The organism is Rothia sp. 18CD1-1 (genome assembly GCF_055285355.1).
On record NZ_JBUZLI010000003.1, the window covers coordinates 253,140 to 269,316 of the forward strand.

General features: G+C 62.1%; 13 protein-coding genes. 2 read left to right on the forward strand and 11 right to left on the reverse strand.

Annotated elements, in window-relative coordinates; all coding sequences use genetic code 11:
* Positions 1–31 precede the first annotated feature (31 nt).
* The 5 genes from guaB to groES all read right to left on the reverse strand — a co-directional run bounded on the left by guaB (position 32) and on the right by groES (position 8,257).
* Positions 32–1,549 (reverse strand): IMP dehydrogenase, encoded by a 1,518-nt coding sequence (gene guaB, locus ACS1BR_RS03250; protein ID WP_463560045.1) that lies wholly within the window; start codon positions 1,547–1,549, stop codon positions 32–34.
* A gap of 177 nt (positions 1,550–1,726) precedes the next feature.
* A complete protein-coding gene (locus ACS1BR_RS03255) occupies positions 1,727–3,856 on the reverse strand; it encodes an acyltransferase family protein (RefSeq protein WP_463560046.1) in 2,130 nt (709 codons plus the stop codon).
* The gene (locus ACS1BR_RS03260) at positions 3,853–6,075 is read right to left on the reverse strand and encodes an acyltransferase family protein (protein WP_463560047.1); all 2,223 of its coding nucleotides are present in this window, start codon (positions 6,073–6,075) and stop codon (positions 3,853–3,855) included. Before ACS1BR_RS03260 ends, ACS1BR_RS03255 begins: the two co-directional genes overlap by 4 nt.
* Positions 6,076–6,337: 262 nt before the next feature.
* Entirely contained in the window at positions 6,338–7,927 is a 1,590-nt protein-coding gene (gene groL, locus ACS1BR_RS03265) for a chaperonin GroEL (RefSeq protein WP_463560048.1), read from the reverse strand.
* Positions 7,928–7,966: 39 nt separating this feature from the next.
* Positions 7,967–8,257, reverse strand: coding sequence for a co-chaperone GroES (groES, locus tag ACS1BR_RS03270; RefSeq protein WP_463560049.1), 291 nt, complete (start codon positions 8,255–8,257; stop codon positions 7,967–7,969).
* A 203-nt stretch (positions 8,258–8,460) separates the two neighbouring features.
* Here groES and ACS1BR_RS03275 point away from each other — a divergent pair, with 203 nt between their 5' ends.
* Both ACS1BR_RS03275 and ACS1BR_RS03280 read left to right on the forward strand, forming a co-directional pair.
* Positions 8,461–9,816 carry a class I SAM-dependent methyltransferase gene (locus ACS1BR_RS03275; protein ID WP_463560050.1) on the forward strand — a complete coding sequence of 452 codons (1,356 nt, stop codon included), beginning with the start codon at positions 8,461–8,463 and terminating at the stop codon, positions 9,814–9,816.
* Positions 9,813–10,979: a glutamate--cysteine ligase gene (locus ACS1BR_RS03280; protein WP_463560051.1), complete on the forward strand. Its 1,167-nt coding sequence runs from the start codon at positions 9,813–9,815 to the stop codon at positions 10,977–10,979. The genes ACS1BR_RS03275 and ACS1BR_RS03280 overlap by 4 nt, the downstream gene beginning before the upstream one ends.
* Here ACS1BR_RS03280 and ACS1BR_RS03285 read toward each other — a convergent pair.
* The 6 genes from ACS1BR_RS03285 to alr all read right to left on the reverse strand — a co-directional run bounded on the left by ACS1BR_RS03285 (position 10,976) and on the right by alr (position 16,170).
* Complete coding sequence (locus ACS1BR_RS03285) at positions 10,976–12,007, reverse strand: glycosyltransferase family protein (RefSeq protein WP_463560052.1); 1,032 nt, start codon at positions 12,005–12,007, stop codon at positions 10,976–10,978. The genes ACS1BR_RS03280 and ACS1BR_RS03285 overlap by 4 nt on opposite strands.
* Before the next feature lie 102 nt (positions 12,008–12,109).
* Positions 12,110–13,192, reverse strand: a complete 1,083-nt coding sequence (gene tsaD, locus ACS1BR_RS03290) for a tRNA (adenosine(37)-N6)-threonylcarbamoyltransferase complex transferase subunit TsaD (protein ID WP_463560053.1) — start codon at positions 13,190–13,192, stop codon at positions 12,110–12,112.
* Positions 13,189–13,680, reverse strand: a complete 492-nt coding sequence (gene rimI / locus ACS1BR_RS03295) for a ribosomal protein S18-alanine N-acetyltransferase (RefSeq protein WP_463560054.1) — start codon at positions 13,678–13,680, stop codon at positions 13,189–13,191. Before rimI ends, tsaD begins: the two co-directional genes overlap by 4 nt.
* Positions 13,670–14,362 (reverse strand): tRNA (adenosine(37)-N6)-threonylcarbamoyltransferase complex dimerization subunit type 1 TsaB, encoded by a 693-nt coding sequence (gene tsaB / locus ACS1BR_RS03300; protein ID WP_463560055.1) that lies wholly within the window; start codon positions 14,360–14,362, stop codon positions 13,670–13,672. Before tsaB ends, rimI begins: the two co-directional genes overlap by 11 nt.
* Before the next feature lie 21 nt (positions 14,363–14,383).
* Complete coding sequence (gene tsaE, locus ACS1BR_RS03305; RefSeq protein ID WP_463560056.1) at positions 14,384–14,950, reverse strand: tRNA (adenosine(37)-N6)-threonylcarbamoyltransferase complex ATPase subunit type 1 TsaE; 567 nt, start codon at positions 14,948–14,950, stop codon at positions 14,384–14,386.
* Positions 14,947–16,170 (reverse strand): alanine racemase, encoded by a 1,224-nt coding sequence (gene alr, locus ACS1BR_RS03310; RefSeq protein WP_463560057.1) that lies wholly within the window; start codon positions 16,168–16,170, stop codon positions 14,947–14,949. The genes tsaE and alr overlap by 4 nt, the downstream gene beginning before the upstream one ends.
* Positions 16,171–16,177: the final 7 nt, after the last annotated feature.

Sequence of the window (16,177 nt, forward strand, 5' to 3'; positions counted from 1 at the left end):
CCGCCCTGCTGTGCGGTGACGCGGGGGCTTTTTAGCGGCGGTAGTTCGGTGCCTCAACGGTCATCATAATATCGTGGGGGTGGGATTCTTTGAGACCTGCCGGGGTGATACGCACAAACCTCCCCTTGTTTTTCAGCTCGTCGACGGTGGACGCCCCCACGTAGAACATGGTCTGGCGTAGCCCACCCTCCAGCTGGTGCAGAACCGAACCCAGCGGACCGCGGTAGGGAACCTGACCCTCGATACCCTCGGGAATGAGCTTGTCTTCACCTTTGACGTCGGCCTGGAAGTAGCGGTCTTTGGAGTAGGACTTGTGGCGGCCGCGGGAGACCATAGCGCCCAGCGAGCCCATCCCCCGGTAGGTTTTAAACTGTTTACCGTCCACAAAAATGAGGTCACCGGGAGATTCTGCCGTACCCGCCAGCATGGACCCCAGCATGACCGTATCGGCACCGGCCACCAGCGCCTTGCCAATCTCACCCGAGTGCTGCATACCGCCGTCGGCAATCACCGGGACCCCCGCCGGGATAGCGGCCTTAGCTGACTCGTTGACCGCGGTAATCTGAGGTACACCGACACCAGCAATGATGCGGGTGGTGCAAATAGAACCGGGGCCAACGCCCACCTTCACGCCGTCAGCACCGGCATCGATAATGGCCTGCGCCCCCCGACGTGTTGCGGCCTGTCCGCCAATGACATCAACCGCGTCCGCGGCGGGGTCCTTCTTGAGGCGGGCAATCATATCGAGCACACCCTGCGAGTGCCCGTTGGCGGTGTCAATGAAGAGCGCGTCAACACCGGCCTCCACCAGGGTCATGGCCCGTTCGTAGCCGTCGCCAAAAAAGCCTACGGCCGCCCCCACGCGCAGCCGCCCCTCGTCGTCTTTGGTGGCGGCGGGGTACTGCTCGGTTTTGATAAAGTCTTTGACGGTGATCAGGCCGGTCAGCTTACCCTGCCGGTCCACCAGCGGCAGCTTCTCAATTTTGTTATCGGCTAGCAGCCTAAAGGCATCGTCCTTGTCCATGCCCTCCCGGCCGGTGATCAGCGGCAGGGGGGTCATAATCTCGCGCACCGTCCGGCGGGAATAATCTACCTCGGGCAGGTAGCGAATATCACGGTTGGTAATCATACCGATCAACACGCCGTCCTCATCGACCACCGGGAGCCCGGATACCCTAAAGTGCCCGCACACCCGGTCCATCTCTTCAATAGTGGCCTCGGGCCCGATAGTCGCCGGGTTAGTGATCATGCCTGACTCCGACCGCTTGACCCTGTCAACGTGGCTGGCCTGATCCTCGATCGAAAGGTTGCGGTGAAGCACACCCATCCCGCCCAGTCGCGCCATCGCAATCGCTAGCTCGGATTCCGTCACGGTGTCCATAGCCGCCGAAATAATGGGGGTGTTGAGCCTGATCCGGCGTGAAAGACGGGTCGAGGTATCGGCATCGGCCGGATTCACATCGGTGTTCCCGGGCAGCAGGAGCACATCGTCGTAGGTGAGGCCGGTAAAGCCAAAAGGGTCATCCAAGAGAGCGGTGGGAGTAGTCATTATCCAAAGAGACCTTTCGATGGGGTGGAGCATAGCCGAGGCGGGGCCGCACGCGGGCAAGTATTTTCAGTATCAATACTAAACCCGAGACAGGGCCGCACGCGTACCCGGAGCCGTTATCTATATCTTGCGTATACCCTCAAAACACCTCAGCTGACACCGGTATTCCCTCCCCAGCTAGCCGGCCACCGGCCGGGTCTCATCCGCCGCCAGAGATTGGCGGGTAACTGAGTCCTCTGCCCTACCTATTGCCTCAAGTACCCGGGGCGCAAAAAAATCATAGGTGGTCTCAACATAGGTCGCCGTAATGTGATCGTAGTCCTGATAAACATACACGTTGCCGATAGCCACCGGGCAGGCATTATCCGGGCACACCACATCGGACATATTCACCGCCCCAAAACCGGGATAGGAACCCTCCATCTGCTGCTGCGGGTCAGCAAAAACATCCTGCCCCGGGGCCATAACGCAGCTGTCGTCATTCCCACCGCGGTCCAGACAGTCCTTGTGCATCACCGCCATCCGCGGGGTATCACGGATACCTATCACGGTTCGGCCCTCAGCGGTCAGCTGCCCCACCCTGTCCTGGATACCGGCCAGCAGACTATCCGGGGAGTCTTCGGCAGAGAGACTCCCGGTCACAAACACCAGATCCGGATCCAGCGTCTGCACTAAATCCTGCATGGAGTCGGCTGCCCGCACACACCGGTCGTAGAACTCGTCTTCCCTCACGTCCTCGCTACCGTAGAAGCATCCCCCCACGGTCATCATCACCAGATCCCAGCCCTGCTGGTAGGCCAGCTGCCGCAGAACGGGAGCCCACATCTGCATATGGCTGTTGCCCACCGCCACCACTCGTCTGCTGGGAGAGTCGTTGGCAACCGTGTGAAAACAGTTGGCTCTCTGCGACTCGTCAAGATCCCAGCCGGGGTTGGTGCTCACGCATGAGGGGCCCCGGTCCGCCCAGTCGTCGCCGGTGGCCCGCACCGGGATAGTGGTGGCCTCCTCACTGCCCCGGTAGACAAACCCGTATTCCAGGGTTTTAGCGCCCTCGTTGTTAAGCCCGCGGTTGAGCATGGCCTGCTCCACCGTGTGGTTGATATCCTTCTTCCAGGCTCCCAGCGGCACCAGCCCGATCACCATACAGCTCATCACCACGCCCAGGGCCGGTAGCGGATTCTGCTGGGGCCATCTCCAGCCGCGCAGGGGTGTCTCAACATAGACGGTAATCATCTTGGCCAGCAGAATCGACAGGGCCAGCAGTACCAGCCCCGCACCAAACCCTGCCTTCTCCTGCTGAACCCAGTGCAGATAGAAAACCAGAATCGGCCAGTGCACCAGGTAGAGGGCATAGGAAATCTCCCCCAGCGCCAGCAGGGGCTTCAACGTCAAGAGTTTTTCTGGCCCGTACCTGGTCCCGGTATCACCGGCGAGGATCACCATGGTAGCGGCCAGCACGGGCCACAGCGCATGGTAGCCGGGGAATTTGCCCTCAACATCGAGCACAAACCCGCACGAGACGATCAGGGCTATCCCCGTCCACCCCATCACCGCCCGTATCGGTGCGGGCAGCTTCAGCTTCGATACCACCAGCGCCGCAATAGTGCCGGCGGCAAACTCCCACAGGCGCGCCCAGGTGTTGAAATAGGCTGTCTGCTGGCTCGCCTCGGTCACCTGAACCGAATACCGCAAAGACACCGTAAAGACCGCACCAAAGAGCACTATCAGCGTGGGCCGGGCCGGCAGCCGCAGCGACTTTACCAGTACCCAGCCCAGCAGAAACAGCAGCGGCCAGATGATATAGATCTGCCCCTGCACGGACAGCGACCAGAAATGCCTCAGTGGCGAGGCGACCGAGCTGTCTTGGGCGTAGTAGTCAACCGCGTGCATGATAGACCACCAGTTCTCCCGGTAGAGCATCACAGACTTGGCCTCATCGATCAGGGTCAGCCAGCGTTCCTGGGGAAGAACAAAAAATATACCCAGCAGGACACCCACCACGGTCAGGGACGCCAGCGGAAGGATCCTGGTAAACACGTGGATCCAGTAGGTCACCACGGTGGTGGGGCCGGCGAAAGCACCCGACTCTATCTTCCGGGCAAAAGAGCCGGACATCAGAAAAGCAGAAATCAGTAGAAAAACATCGACACCGCCGGAAACCCTGCCAAACCAGAAATGGTAGGCGGCCACCAGAAGCACCGCCAGCGCACGCAAGCCCTGAATCTCCGGGCGGAACCTCCGCCGCCCAGCGGTAGATTCCCCGGAGGAGGCTACGATCTCACGATCCCGCACCGCTGCTACACTCATAGCTCCGCGGGTTCCTCGTAAAACTCCTGGGCACCATCCCCGCTACCGCCGTCGGCGGGGGCTGGCTCACCCTCTCCTACTTCGGGCTCTACCGGTAGAACTTCCAACGGCTCCTCCCAGACGTCCCACCCCTGATCATCGAGCTGGGCGGCGGCAGACTCCAGCAGGGTTGCCCCGTAGGCTTTCGACACGTGGTTATCGTCCATATACACGTAGATGTTACCGATAATCGGCAGGCACCGGCCGTCCGGGCAGAGCTGGCCGGTAAAGTCAAGGCCGTAGACCATGGGGTGGGAATCGATCAGCGGCCCGGCCGGGTTATCGGCGGCAAGTTTCTCGTCAACGGGCCGACCGCAGGAGTCGGGGTCACCGACAGCAAGCTGGGCGCAGTCATAGATGTTATAGCCCCAGCGGGGGTTGTCCCGCAGACCGATCACCCGGATACCGGCCTCGGTAAAGACACTGATCTTCTCCTCAACGCCGGGCACAAGAATCTCTTGGTTGGTCTCCGGGTCTGTCTGGGTCACCATGAGAGCCAGGTAGGTGGGATTCTGGGCGAGCACCTCTTCGACGATACCCCGGTTATAATCCTGGCAGGTCTCCGTGGGGTTAGACTCAGCCTCCAGCGGAAAACGGCAGCCACCGGTGTGAAGGTCCATCAGGTTCATGCCCCGTTCCCGTGCAAGACCCCGATACCAGGCAACCGACTGGCCCGCGTGCGACCCGCCGACCACCATCAACAGCGGAGAGTCCGGGCCCGCGTTCATTTCTAGCCCGCAGCTGTCGGCGTACATCTGATCAGCCACCGGAAGAGCGGTGCAGCTCCCCGGCATCAAACCGTCGAACTGCGAGTAGGGGTCGCTGGCGGGGATCGGCGGGTAGGAGTAGCGTTCTCCACCGCCGGTGAGCGAGTAGGCGCCGGGGAAATCGGGGGTCCCCGCACCGGTTTCAGCTAAAATAGCCAGTTGCTCATCGCGGTGCTGCACCCGGTTCTTACTCACCATAAGCGGTACACCCACCAGGATCAGGCAGGAGGCAATCACCACTGCCGGCTTCCACACGAGCCTGGGCTTTACCCGCGTCTTATCCCAGGGGGTAGCGGTTACTTTCTCAGCCGCCGGTTTCACCCTGCGCAGGGGCTGCTCGATAAAGCGGTGAATGGCCCAGGCCAGCACCATGGAGACAAGAATCAGCCCGGTACCGGTCAGAAAATCCGGGTGTTCCTGCCGGCTTCTCGCCGAGTAGATCACGAACACCGGCCAGTGCACCAGGTAGAGGGCATAGGAGATCTCGCCCAGCGCCAGCAGGGGCTTTGACGACAGGACACGGTCAACACCGTAGCGGGAACCTGTTTGGCCCGCTAGAATCACCAGGGCCCCGGAGACCAGCGGCCACAGGGCAAGGTACCCCGGGAAAGCTCTCTCCACCGGCAGCACAAAACCGCACGAGATCAACCCGACCACGCCCAGCCAGCCCATGGCCACCCGCGCACGGTCGGGGACCTTCCACTTGAGGGTGAGGAGGGCCAGCAGTGTACCGGCGGCAAACTCCCACAGCCGGGTACGCGTATCAAAGTAGGCAAAACCCTGGTTGGTGTAGGTCTCAATCACCGAAAAAGTCAGTGACGCCACAAAGATACTTCCAAAAATGAGGGCCGCCGAGGCCAGAAGGTTCAGCCGGAGCCGGCGGGCAAGGTAGGCGACCAGCACAAACAGCAGCGGCCAGAGAATAAAAATCTGCCCCTGCATGGACAGCGACCAAAAATGCTGCAGCGGAGTTTTTCCCGCGGCATCCTGGGCATAGTAGTCAACCGAGTTAAAGGCAAGCCGCCAGTTGAGATAGTAGAAGAGGGTGGCGATACCGTCCTGAATAATACTCAACAGCCGCGACGGCGGCAAAAAGACGAGGGAGGCCACCACGGTCCCCGCGGTCACCGTGGCCGCGGCCGGCAGCAGACGCTGAAAAACGTGCAACCAGTACGTCACCGGGGCAAGCGGCTTACCCTCGTTGATTTTGCGCATACTTGAGAGCGACAGTAGAAAAGCCGAAATGAACAGGAAAACATCGACGCCGCCGGAGACCCTGCCAAACCAAATATGGTAGGTGACCACCAAAAACAGGGCCAGGGCGCGAAGACCCTGGATCTCGGGCCTGAACCCTCGGGTCTCCACAAAAGAATGATCGAGAAGCCTGGGCTTCCGGTGAGTAGTCTGATGCATAAACTATCCTGTGTGTTTTCTCTACGCACGCGGTGCACTGTCACCAGCAGATACACAGGCACCAAGTGCAGAACGTTACCCGATAAACCTGGGAACCCCTCCACCTATCACGGGGTTTCTGCACCTCTGTGAGCAAGCACAACACAGTTTAGCCCACAAATTTCTGCGCCGGTTCCCCAACAGTGCCGACACAAACCGCCCGCCTCCAGCGTCTGCCGGGGCGGGCGGTCCGTTACCGATGGGTAGAGGGTCTCAGATCCCTCTAGTCTTCATCCTCGGTCTCCTCGGGTTTGTCGACCACCAGGGTCTCGGTGGTCAGCACCAGGGCCGCAATTGAGGCTGCGTTTTCCAGCGCAGACCGGGTTACCTTGACCGGGTCGATCACCCCGTCGGCGATAAGATCGCCGTACTGGGCGGTCTTGGCATTGAAGCCCGACCCCGCGGGTAGCTGTGCCACGCGGCCAACCACCACATAGCCGTCCTGACCCGCGTTCTCGGCAATCCAGCGAAGCGGCTGCACCAGGGCACGGCGTACGATCTCAACACCGGTCTGGGCGTCCCCGCCCTCAAGCTCCACGCTATCCAGGGCTGCCAGAGCATGCACCAGGGCGGTACCGCCACCGGCAACAATGCCCTCCTCCAGGGCGGCGCGGGTCGAAGACACCGCGTCCTCAAGACGGTGCTTGCGTTCCTTGGCCTCAACCTCGGTGGCCGCACCCACCCTGATTACGCCGACCCCGCCGGCCAGCTTGGCGAGACGCTCCTTGAGCTTCTCACGATCCCATTCAGAATCAACCTGCTCAATCTCAGCCCGCAACCTGCTGACCCGCTCAGCGACATCTGCCGCCGAACCGCCACCGTCAACAATGGTGGTGTTATTCTTGGTCACGGTCACGCGCCGGGCACTACCCAGCTGGTCAAGGGTCACGCTGTCAAGGCTGATCCCCAGCTCACCGGTAATCACGGTGCCGGCGGTCAAAATAGCCAGATCCTGCATAATCGCCTTACGACGGTCACCAAAACCGGGCGCCTTCAGCGCAACGACGTCCAGGTTGCCGCGCAACTTGTTGACAACGAGCGTGGAGAGGGCCTCACCGTCAACATCTTCGGCGATAATGGTCAGCGGCTTCTTGGCCTGCACAACCTTCTCAAGCAGCGGCATAATCTCGGCCACGGTCGAGATCTTGCCCTGGTAGAGCAGGATTGCGCTGTCAGCAAGCACCGCCTCCGCCCTCTCGCTATCGGTTACAAACGAGGGGGAAAGGTAGCCCTTGTCGAACTGCATACCCTCGGTGATCTCCAACTCGATCTCCGTGGTGGAGCCATCCTCAATGGTAATTACGCCGTCTTGGCCGACCTTGTCAAAGGCCTCGGCCAGTAGCTCGCCCATCTCGGGAGACTGGGCCGAAATCGCCGCCACGTGAGCTACCTCGCCGCCGGCAACCGCGCGGGCGTTCTCCAGCAGTCTGGCCGATACCGCGCGGACGGCGGTCTCAATACCGCGCTTGACCTCCCCCGGTGCCGCACCGGAAGCCACGTTGCGCAAACCCTCGGCAACCAGCGCCTGGGCCAACACCGTGGCGGTGGTGGTCCCGTCGCCGGCAACATCGTTTGTTTTGGTTGCGACTTCCTTAGCCAGCTGGGCGCCAAGGTTCTCAAAAGGATCTTCAAGCTCAACTTCGCGGGCGATGGACACGCCGTCGTTGGTGATGATCGGCGCACCCCACTGCTTGTCAAGAACCACATTGCGGCCGCGCGGGCCCAGGGTTACTTTAACAGCGTCCGCGAGTTTGTCGACACCTGCCTGAAGGTGCTTACGAGCGTCGTCGTTGAATTCAAGCTGTTTTGCCAAGAATTCATCAACTCCTTCTTAGTTGGTGCAAAAATTTACTTAGGAGACGACGGCCAGGACATCCCGGGCCGAGAGAATAAGGTACTCCTGCCCACCAAAGGTTATTTCGGTACCCCCGTATTTGGAGAAGATCACGGTGTCGCCCTCAGCGACATCGACGGGGATGCGCTTGCCCGAATCATCGGTGCGGCCGGGGCCCACGGCGATCACGGTGGCTTCCTGGGGCTTTTCTTTAGCGGTATCGGGGATAATGAGGCCCGAGGCGGTTGCCTGCTCAGCCTCAACAATCTGCACAACAACGCGGTCTTCAAGCGGCTTAATGGATGACATGTTTTCTCCCTTAAGGGTCAGTCTTTTATTCTGTTGACTGCGCCCGGTTAGGGGTTTGACTGTCGTCGCGGTGCCAGCAAACCCCAAAAAAATTAGCACTGCGCGCAGCCAAGTGCTAACACAAAACTTTAGATCTGTGACTTGCGGCTGGTCAAGAGAACATGCGCGTTTCGCGGTGAGCGCACCGGTTATGATGGTCAGCAATGTTTTCTTTTACTGTCCCACCCGATTTTTATCCCGTCCCCGCTCGCGCACTCACCGATCGGCAGCGGGAGGCAATCGACCGTTTTACCCCTTTCTCTGCCGACTCTGCCCTTGCAGCGGTCAGCACACTGCGCGCCGAAGGCTTCAACCCCGCAGATTCTGCCGCCGTACTCGACCAGGCCAAGCTGCGTACCCGTGCCGGGGCAAAATTTGGTGACGCCGCAGAAGACATGCTTTTTACCGAAGCCGGCTACGAGCAGGCTAGCCGCAGCTCAGTAGCCGACCTGCACGCGCGGCGCGTGAAAGAAGCCGGTATAGATGCGGTGGCTGACCTCGGCTGCGGAATCGGTGCCGACTCCCGAGCCTTTGCACAGGCGGGGCTTTCGGTCACGGCGGTGGAACGCGACCGAGACACCGCCTCCATAGCCGCCTATAATCTGCGCAATTTCACCGGGGCACGGGTCTTCTGCGGAGACTTACGGGCCTTCAAAAGCACCGACAGCGACCGGATAGCACTGTGGCTTGACCCCGCCCGGCGCCGGGTACGGGGCGGCACAACCGAGTCGCGCTTTTTCGACCCCGAGTCGTTTTCACCGCCCCTCTCCCACATCCGCAAGCTGGCATCGACCGGCATAGCGCTGGGCGTGAAAATGTCGCCGGGACTACCGCACGAGATGATCCCCGACAACTGTGAGGCACAGTGGGTGTCCCAGAACGGCACCCTGCTTGAGACGGTACTCTGGTTTAACGCGCTGGCGCGGAAAGGGGTGCGCCGAAGCGCCACAGTACTGGAGAAGGGAACCTTCCGGGCCCGCGTGGCCGCCCACCTCACAAGCGAGCGCACCGTATCAGAACCGGCCCCCGTGGGCCAGCTCAAAGAATACATATATGAGCCCGACAGTGCGCTGGTGCGTTCGCACCTGATCCCCGAGCTTGCCACCGACCTGGGTGCCCATCTGCTCGACGAACGCATTGCCTATCTCACCGCCGAGAAACCGATCTTGAGCCCCGCTGCCAGTTGCTTTCGGGTGCTTGAGACCATGCCCCTGAACACCGGGGTTCTCAAAAACTGGGTGCGCACACACCGTATAGGTGCCCTCACCATCAAAAAACGGGGTGTCGATATTGTTCCCGAGCAGCTGCGCAAAACCCTGCTGGCCGGGGCCGGGAGAAAACGCTCCGAGTCAGCTACCCTGATCCTCACCCGGGTAGGAAGCGGGTCCGCCTCGTATCGTCTTGCCCTGCACGTTGAACCGCTCACGGGTCGGGGCGGTACAGGCAGCTCGCACCGGGGCTGTCACAGCCGCGCCGGGGAGCATTGCGGGGCGCAAGCTAATACTATGGGAAAACCATGACCAACATCCAGAGAGCTATTGTGCCTTTTGCAGATTCGGCCCGGTCAACCCTCGGCCTGGAATGGGAGCTTGCCCTGGTGGACAGGGACACCGGGGAACTCACCTCACGGGCCCCGGAGGTTCTTGAGCGGGCCGCACAGCGGACCCCAGGGCTCTTTGACCTCACCGAAGGTGCGCATATCACCGGCGAGTTTCTCGACAACACGGTGGAGCTGGTCAGCGGTGTCTGCGCCACGGTCGCCGAGGCGGTGGCTCAGCTCCAGCGGGCCGCCGACCAGCTGCGGGCCACCACCGATAGCATGGGGATCGACTTCTTCTCTGCCGGCACCCACCCCTTCTCGCACTGGCAAAACCAGCCGGTAGCCGCCAAAGAGCGCTACCGGAAGATGCTTGACCGCACCCGCTACTGGGGCCGGCAAATGGTTATCTACGGTGTGCACGTGCACACCGGCATAGATTCCCGTGCCAAGGCTCTACCGGTGGTAGCCGGCCTCACCAACCTCTACCCCCACCTGCTGGCTCTCTCCGCCTCCTCACCGTTCTGGGAGGGCCACGATACCGGCTATGCCTCCCAGCGGGCCCTGATGTTCCAGCAGCTGCCTACCGCGGGGCTTCCCTTCACCTTTGACACGTGGGAAGAATACGAAGACTATCTACGGGATATGATCACCACCGGGGTGATCGACGATCCCAGCGAAAATCGCTGGGATATTCGCCCGGTGCACCATTTTGGCACGGTTGAAATGCGTGTGTGCGACGGTCTGCCCTCCCTGGGTGATGTCGCCGGAATCGCCGCCCTCACCCAGTGCCTGGTCGAGTCAATCAGCCGCGACCTCGATGCCGGTCAAACGGTTGAGCCGCTCAAACCCTGGCACGCCCGGGAGAATAAGTGGCGGGCCGCCCGCTACGGCTTAGAGGCCACCATTATTTGCGACAACAGCAACAATGAGCTGCCGGTGAGCGAAGATATTGCGCGCCTGGTGGCGGACCTTGAACCCGTTGCCGCAGACCTGGGCTGCCTGGACGAGCTTGCCGGTATCTGGCGTATTCTGCGCGAGGGCGGGAGCTACCGAAAGCAGCGGGAAACCGCTGCCGCCTCCGGCGGTGATCTGCGGGCGGTGGTGCGCTACCTGGTGGAGGAGGCTCAGCGGCCCGCACCCTAGCGGGGTTCGGCCAGCAGGGTCTCCAGCTCAGCCATCACCTGCCGCCACATCGCGGTATAGGTGTATTTCTCTCTCACCGTCTCCGCCGCGGCCCGGCCCAGTTCTGCACGTAGGTGCGGATCTGACACCGCGCTGTCAATCACGCTGCGTAGCTGCCGGTGGTCGTGCACGGCCGGCATGAGCGCCGTACGGTCAGAAAAATATTCTTTCATGGGTTCGGTCCCCGTCACGACCAGGGCCGCCCCCGTTGCCGCCGCCTCAAGGGCAACGGTCTGCCCCGTAGGGTAGGCGAGCTCGTGGGTGGGTATCACCACGGTCTGGGCACGGTGGAGCAGCCTCTTGTACTCCCCGTAGTCCACGGTACCCAGCCGGGTCACCGAATCGGGTACCCGCATACCCTCAATATTCGAGTCTCGGCAGACTAAAAGAAGCTCGGTGTCGATCCCCCGCATAGCGGCAAGCAGGGTGGCATAGTCACGGCCGCGGTCGGACCCCACGGCAAGAAGAGGAATATCTTTCTCGGCCTGGGCAACAAAACTAAATTGTTGAGACGCAAACCCAAAGGGGATAGACCTCACCTGACCGGCGGGAAAACCGTAGCTCTCCAGCTCGGCCACCTGGTTGCGGCTCAGCACAAAGATGCGGTCGACACCCCGGTAGCGGCGCACGGTCCGCTGCCGCTGCTGGCGGCTCATCGACCGCATCTCGTCGGTGAGCCAGCAGGCGATAGTCACCAGCGGTTTTCTGCGGTAGCCGGGCACCCGGCACCGCTTGAGGAGGGCTGGAAACAGTGCCTGATTCTCTAAAAAGGTCAGGATCAGGTCCGACCTGCGGGCAAGCGGCACCGATCGGATCGCTCGATCCAGCGGAAAACCGAGCCGGTGCTCGGCGACATCGCGAAGTTTTCTGTGCAGCCTTCCCGAGGCTACCGGAGCCTCAACCAGGTGAGATTTTTCGGTTTCCAGCAGGTCAACACCGTAGGGGCCATCGTGTGCGCTCCCGCCGCACAGCACCGTAATCTGTATCATGAGCCGGTATCCTCCCGGTGGACAGTGGTTCTTGGCTGCCGATAGTACACGGCTTCCGCAGGGATCAGTCTAGCAGGGCCCTTCTCCCTCGAAAAAGAGATCCTAGCCCAGCGAAACCGCGGTGACCGGCAGAGACGAATCCGCCTCAAAGCCCAACCCCGAGGGGTGGCGTCCCTCGGCCACCAGGCGGGCACCCAGCGCGGCCACCATGGCCCCGTTATCGGTGCACAGCGACAGCGGGGGAACCACCAGCTCAATACCGTGTTCAGCACAGCGCTGCTCGGTGAGCTGGCGCAGGCGGGAGTTCGCCGCCACTCCCCCACCCAGTAGCAGCGTGGTGAAACCGTATTCGGTGGCGGCTAGAACAGCCTTTTTACTCACGATATCGGCCACAGACTCCTGGAACGATGCGGCAATATCGGCAACCGGAACCCGTTCACCGCGTGCCTCAAACCCCTCCACCGTGCGCGCCACCGCGGTTTTCAGACCCGAAAAACTGAAATCGTAGCGGTGCGGACCCGGCTCCTGCGCTGTTCCCATGAATTTTTGGGCCGACATACCGCGAGGAAAACGAAAAGCCGCCGGGTCACCCGCCGAGGCGGCAGCATCGATCGCCGGCCCACCGGGATACCCCAGGTCCAACAGCCGCGCCACCTTGTCGTATGCCTCACCTGCGGCGTCATCGAGGGTAGCACCGAGCAACTCCACATCCGAGACGATATCGCGTACAGCCAGAATCTCGGTGTGACCTCCGGAGACCAGCAGGGCACCCAGACCGGGCATGTTACCGGTCGAGGCTATACCACCCCCACCCAGCAGGCCCACCCCCACGTGAGCCACCAGGTGGTTAACACCGTAGAGGGGTTTTCCGGTGGCAAGAGCCAGCGCCTTAGCGCTCGAGACACCCACCATGAGGGCACCGGCCAGGCCGGGGCCGGCGGTCACGGCAATGGCATCAAGGTCGTCAAGCTTAACCCGCGCCTGCTCCAGTGCCGCGGTGAGAGCCGGCAGCATCGCATCGAGGTGGGCGCGCGAGGCGATCTCGGGAATCACCCCGCCAAAACGAGCGTGCTCGTGCATAGACGAAGACACCGTGTTGGTCAACAGATGGCTACCGCGCACGATTCCGATACCCGTCTCATCGCACGACGATTCGATACCCAGCACCAGAGGTTCTTGGGTCACTCTTTTTCTCCCTGCCCTTTCAGTATTTTTTGCATGACGAGCGCATCTGTACCATCGCGGTAGTAGCGCTCCCTGGTATGAATATGCGTGTAACCGTTGAGTCGGTAAAGGTTCTGTGCCCGCGGGTTATCAGCGCGCACCTCAAGCAGGATACGCGACGCCCCGTCCCCGGCTGCCTGCCGATGGAGCAGGTTCAGAAGGGCCCGTCCCAGCCCCTGCCCCCGGTAGGTGGGGAGCACGGCGATCGTCTGAATATCTGCGGTATCGGCCGCGATCATCAACCCGGCGTAGCCCACAATTTTTCCGCCCCGGACAGCCACCAGGTAGGTGCGGGTGGGGTGGGTGATCTCTGCCAGAAACATATCCGCGCACCAGGCATCAAGGGGGAAAAGCTGCCGCTCAATCTCGTGCACCTGCGGAATATCGTCGGGGGTCATCTTCCGCACCGCGACACCCCGCGGAAGTTTTTCTGCGGGGTTAGCGGACATCGTGCCCCGCTTTCTTACGCGCTGCCGGCACCTTGGCATCGGATTCACGCAGGTAGAGGGGGGCGGTGTCCGTGGAGAGTTTTTCGATACCGATCCGGGCGGCTGCCGCCAGCAGCGAGTCCGCCCGCGGCACCGCGTCTTCAAAGCCATCGACAGCCTGGAGGGTGTCGCCGTAGATTCCCCCGCCCCGTCCAAAAACCGGTAGTGCCGGTAGCCCGGTAGCGGGCCCCACGGCGGGGCCGGAACAGAGCTCATACCCGGTAGCGGTGAGGGAGAACTGTGCCCAGTATATTTCTCTTCTTCGGGCATCGGTGGCCACTATAAAACGCCTGTAGCCGCAACAGAGAGCTCTCTGGGCAGCGTCCTCGGCAATGGCGTAGAGACTCATGAGCCCGTAGACCGGTAGTGCTCGGGCGAACCCCAGGGCGCGAGCTGTGGCGATTCCCGCCCTCAGACCGGTGAACGGTCCGGGACCGGTACCCACCAGCAGGGCTGAAAGCTCTTCCCAGCCAACCTCCGCCTCTGCCAGCAGGCGCTCGGCATAGGGAGCCAGCACCTCGGCGTGGGAGCGGGTATCATCGCTGGAGCGGACGGCAAGAATTTTTGCCGGCCCCGCGGACTGAGACACCCGGCCCAGGGCTACGGATGCGGTAGCGGACGAGTCAATTGCAAGTATCAGCACGCTACCAGTCTAGTGTCTGCGTCAAATGAGGGCAGCAAGCTCTTCTCCAGCCTGCCCCTCCCAGCGCGGCCCGTAGGCCCTGATCGTCAGCTGCCGCGGCTGAGATTCCTCGTCGGTTTCATCGTCCGGGTCACTACCACCCCGGAGGTGGTCACCGTGCGGCGCGGCACTGCCCCCTCTCGATCGGGCCAGCTCAATCTCCAGCCGGGAGTCGCTGAGGTGCTCCGCTTTACCTCGGCCCCACTCGATCACCGTCACCGATCGATCCATGGAGGATTCCAGGTCAATGTCGTCAAGTTCCTCTGCCGAATCCAACCGGTAGGCGTCTACGTGCACCAGGTCTGGCCCACCGGGCCGGGGGCCGTCGGGCAGGTTGGGGTGCACGCGGGATATCACGAAGGTGGGAGAGATAATGCCGGCGCGCACACCCAACCCCTCCCCCAGGCTACGGGTAAAGGTGGTTTTACCGGCACCCAGTTCGCCGGTGAGAATGAGGAGGTCCCCGGCGGCGAGCTGGGCGGCCAGTCCCAGTGCCAGTCTGCGCGTATCGGCGGTATCGCGCAGGGTTGTCCGCAGTGCCCGGGTCATCGGTTCCCTCCCCGGCTGCCGGCACCTGCACCATAGATACGGTCAACCCTCTCCGATATTCCGCTCACTATCTCATAGTTGATGGTGTCCGCGGCTTCTGCCCACTCGGTGACCTCCGGGTCCTCGCCCGCACCAAAAAGCACCGCCGGAGCCCCCAGGTAGCCCAGTGCCGGATCTGCCAACCCGGGTGCTCCCAGGTCTATCACCATCTGGTCCATGGCTATACGCCCCACCTCCCGGTAGGTTTTTGCCTCTGCCCCGGCCGGGTAGACACGCACGGGTCCGCCCGTGGCCGCCCTGGGGATACCGTCGGCGTAGCCTACCGGCACCAGAGCTAGCGTGGTGGGGGCTTCGGTGATGTAGCTGAGGCCGTAGGAGACTCCCTGACCCGCCGACACCTCTTTGACACCGCTAATGAAGGTTTGCAAAGTCATAGCCGGTTTTAGTCCCAGCTGACGGGGACTCACCCCGGGAAAAGGCGAGAGGCCGTAGATTCCCAGCCCCACGCGCACACCGTTGCAGAGGACGGATACCGGATCCTGCGTATCCGCCGCCAGGGTCGCCGCAGTGTTGGCCAGGTGGATCAAATCGGGGGTCAGGCCCACCCGGCGGGCGGCCTCGACAGCGTGAATAAACCTGTCACGCTGCATTTCCGTTTCGCCGCGTTCGGGCTGGTCGGCGACGGCCAGATGGGAGAGTATACCGCGTACCCGCACCAGCCCCCGGCGTTCGAGGTCGCGGGCACGCTCGATGAGCAGGGGCCAGTCAGACTCGGTGCAGCCGTTGCGCCCCAGCCCGGTGTCGATTTTGAGGTGGAGGACCGCCTGTCTGCCCGTCTGTGTGGCTGCGGCGGCAATTCTCTCCAGTTCCCAGCCCGAGACCCCCAGTTCCACCCGGTGGTCGAGGGCTGCGGCAAAGTCGGTATTCACCGTGTGTGCCCAGGCCAGAAGCGGGGCATCTATGCCCGCCCGTCGCAGGGCGAGGGCCTCACGGACATGCGCCAGGCCCAACATGTCGGCACCTGCTGCGCATGCCTGTCGGGCAACCGGCACCGCACCGTGGCCGTAGGCGTTTGCTTTGACCACCGCGATCAGTTTCCGCCGCCCCACCAGCTGGCGGATACGACCAACGTTGTGGCGCACCGCCGAAAGGTCAACCACCGCCATGCGCTCGGGTGCGCCCGGAGCGAGAGAGGGCAGGTAGGAGGGTTGAGCAACCATGCATAAA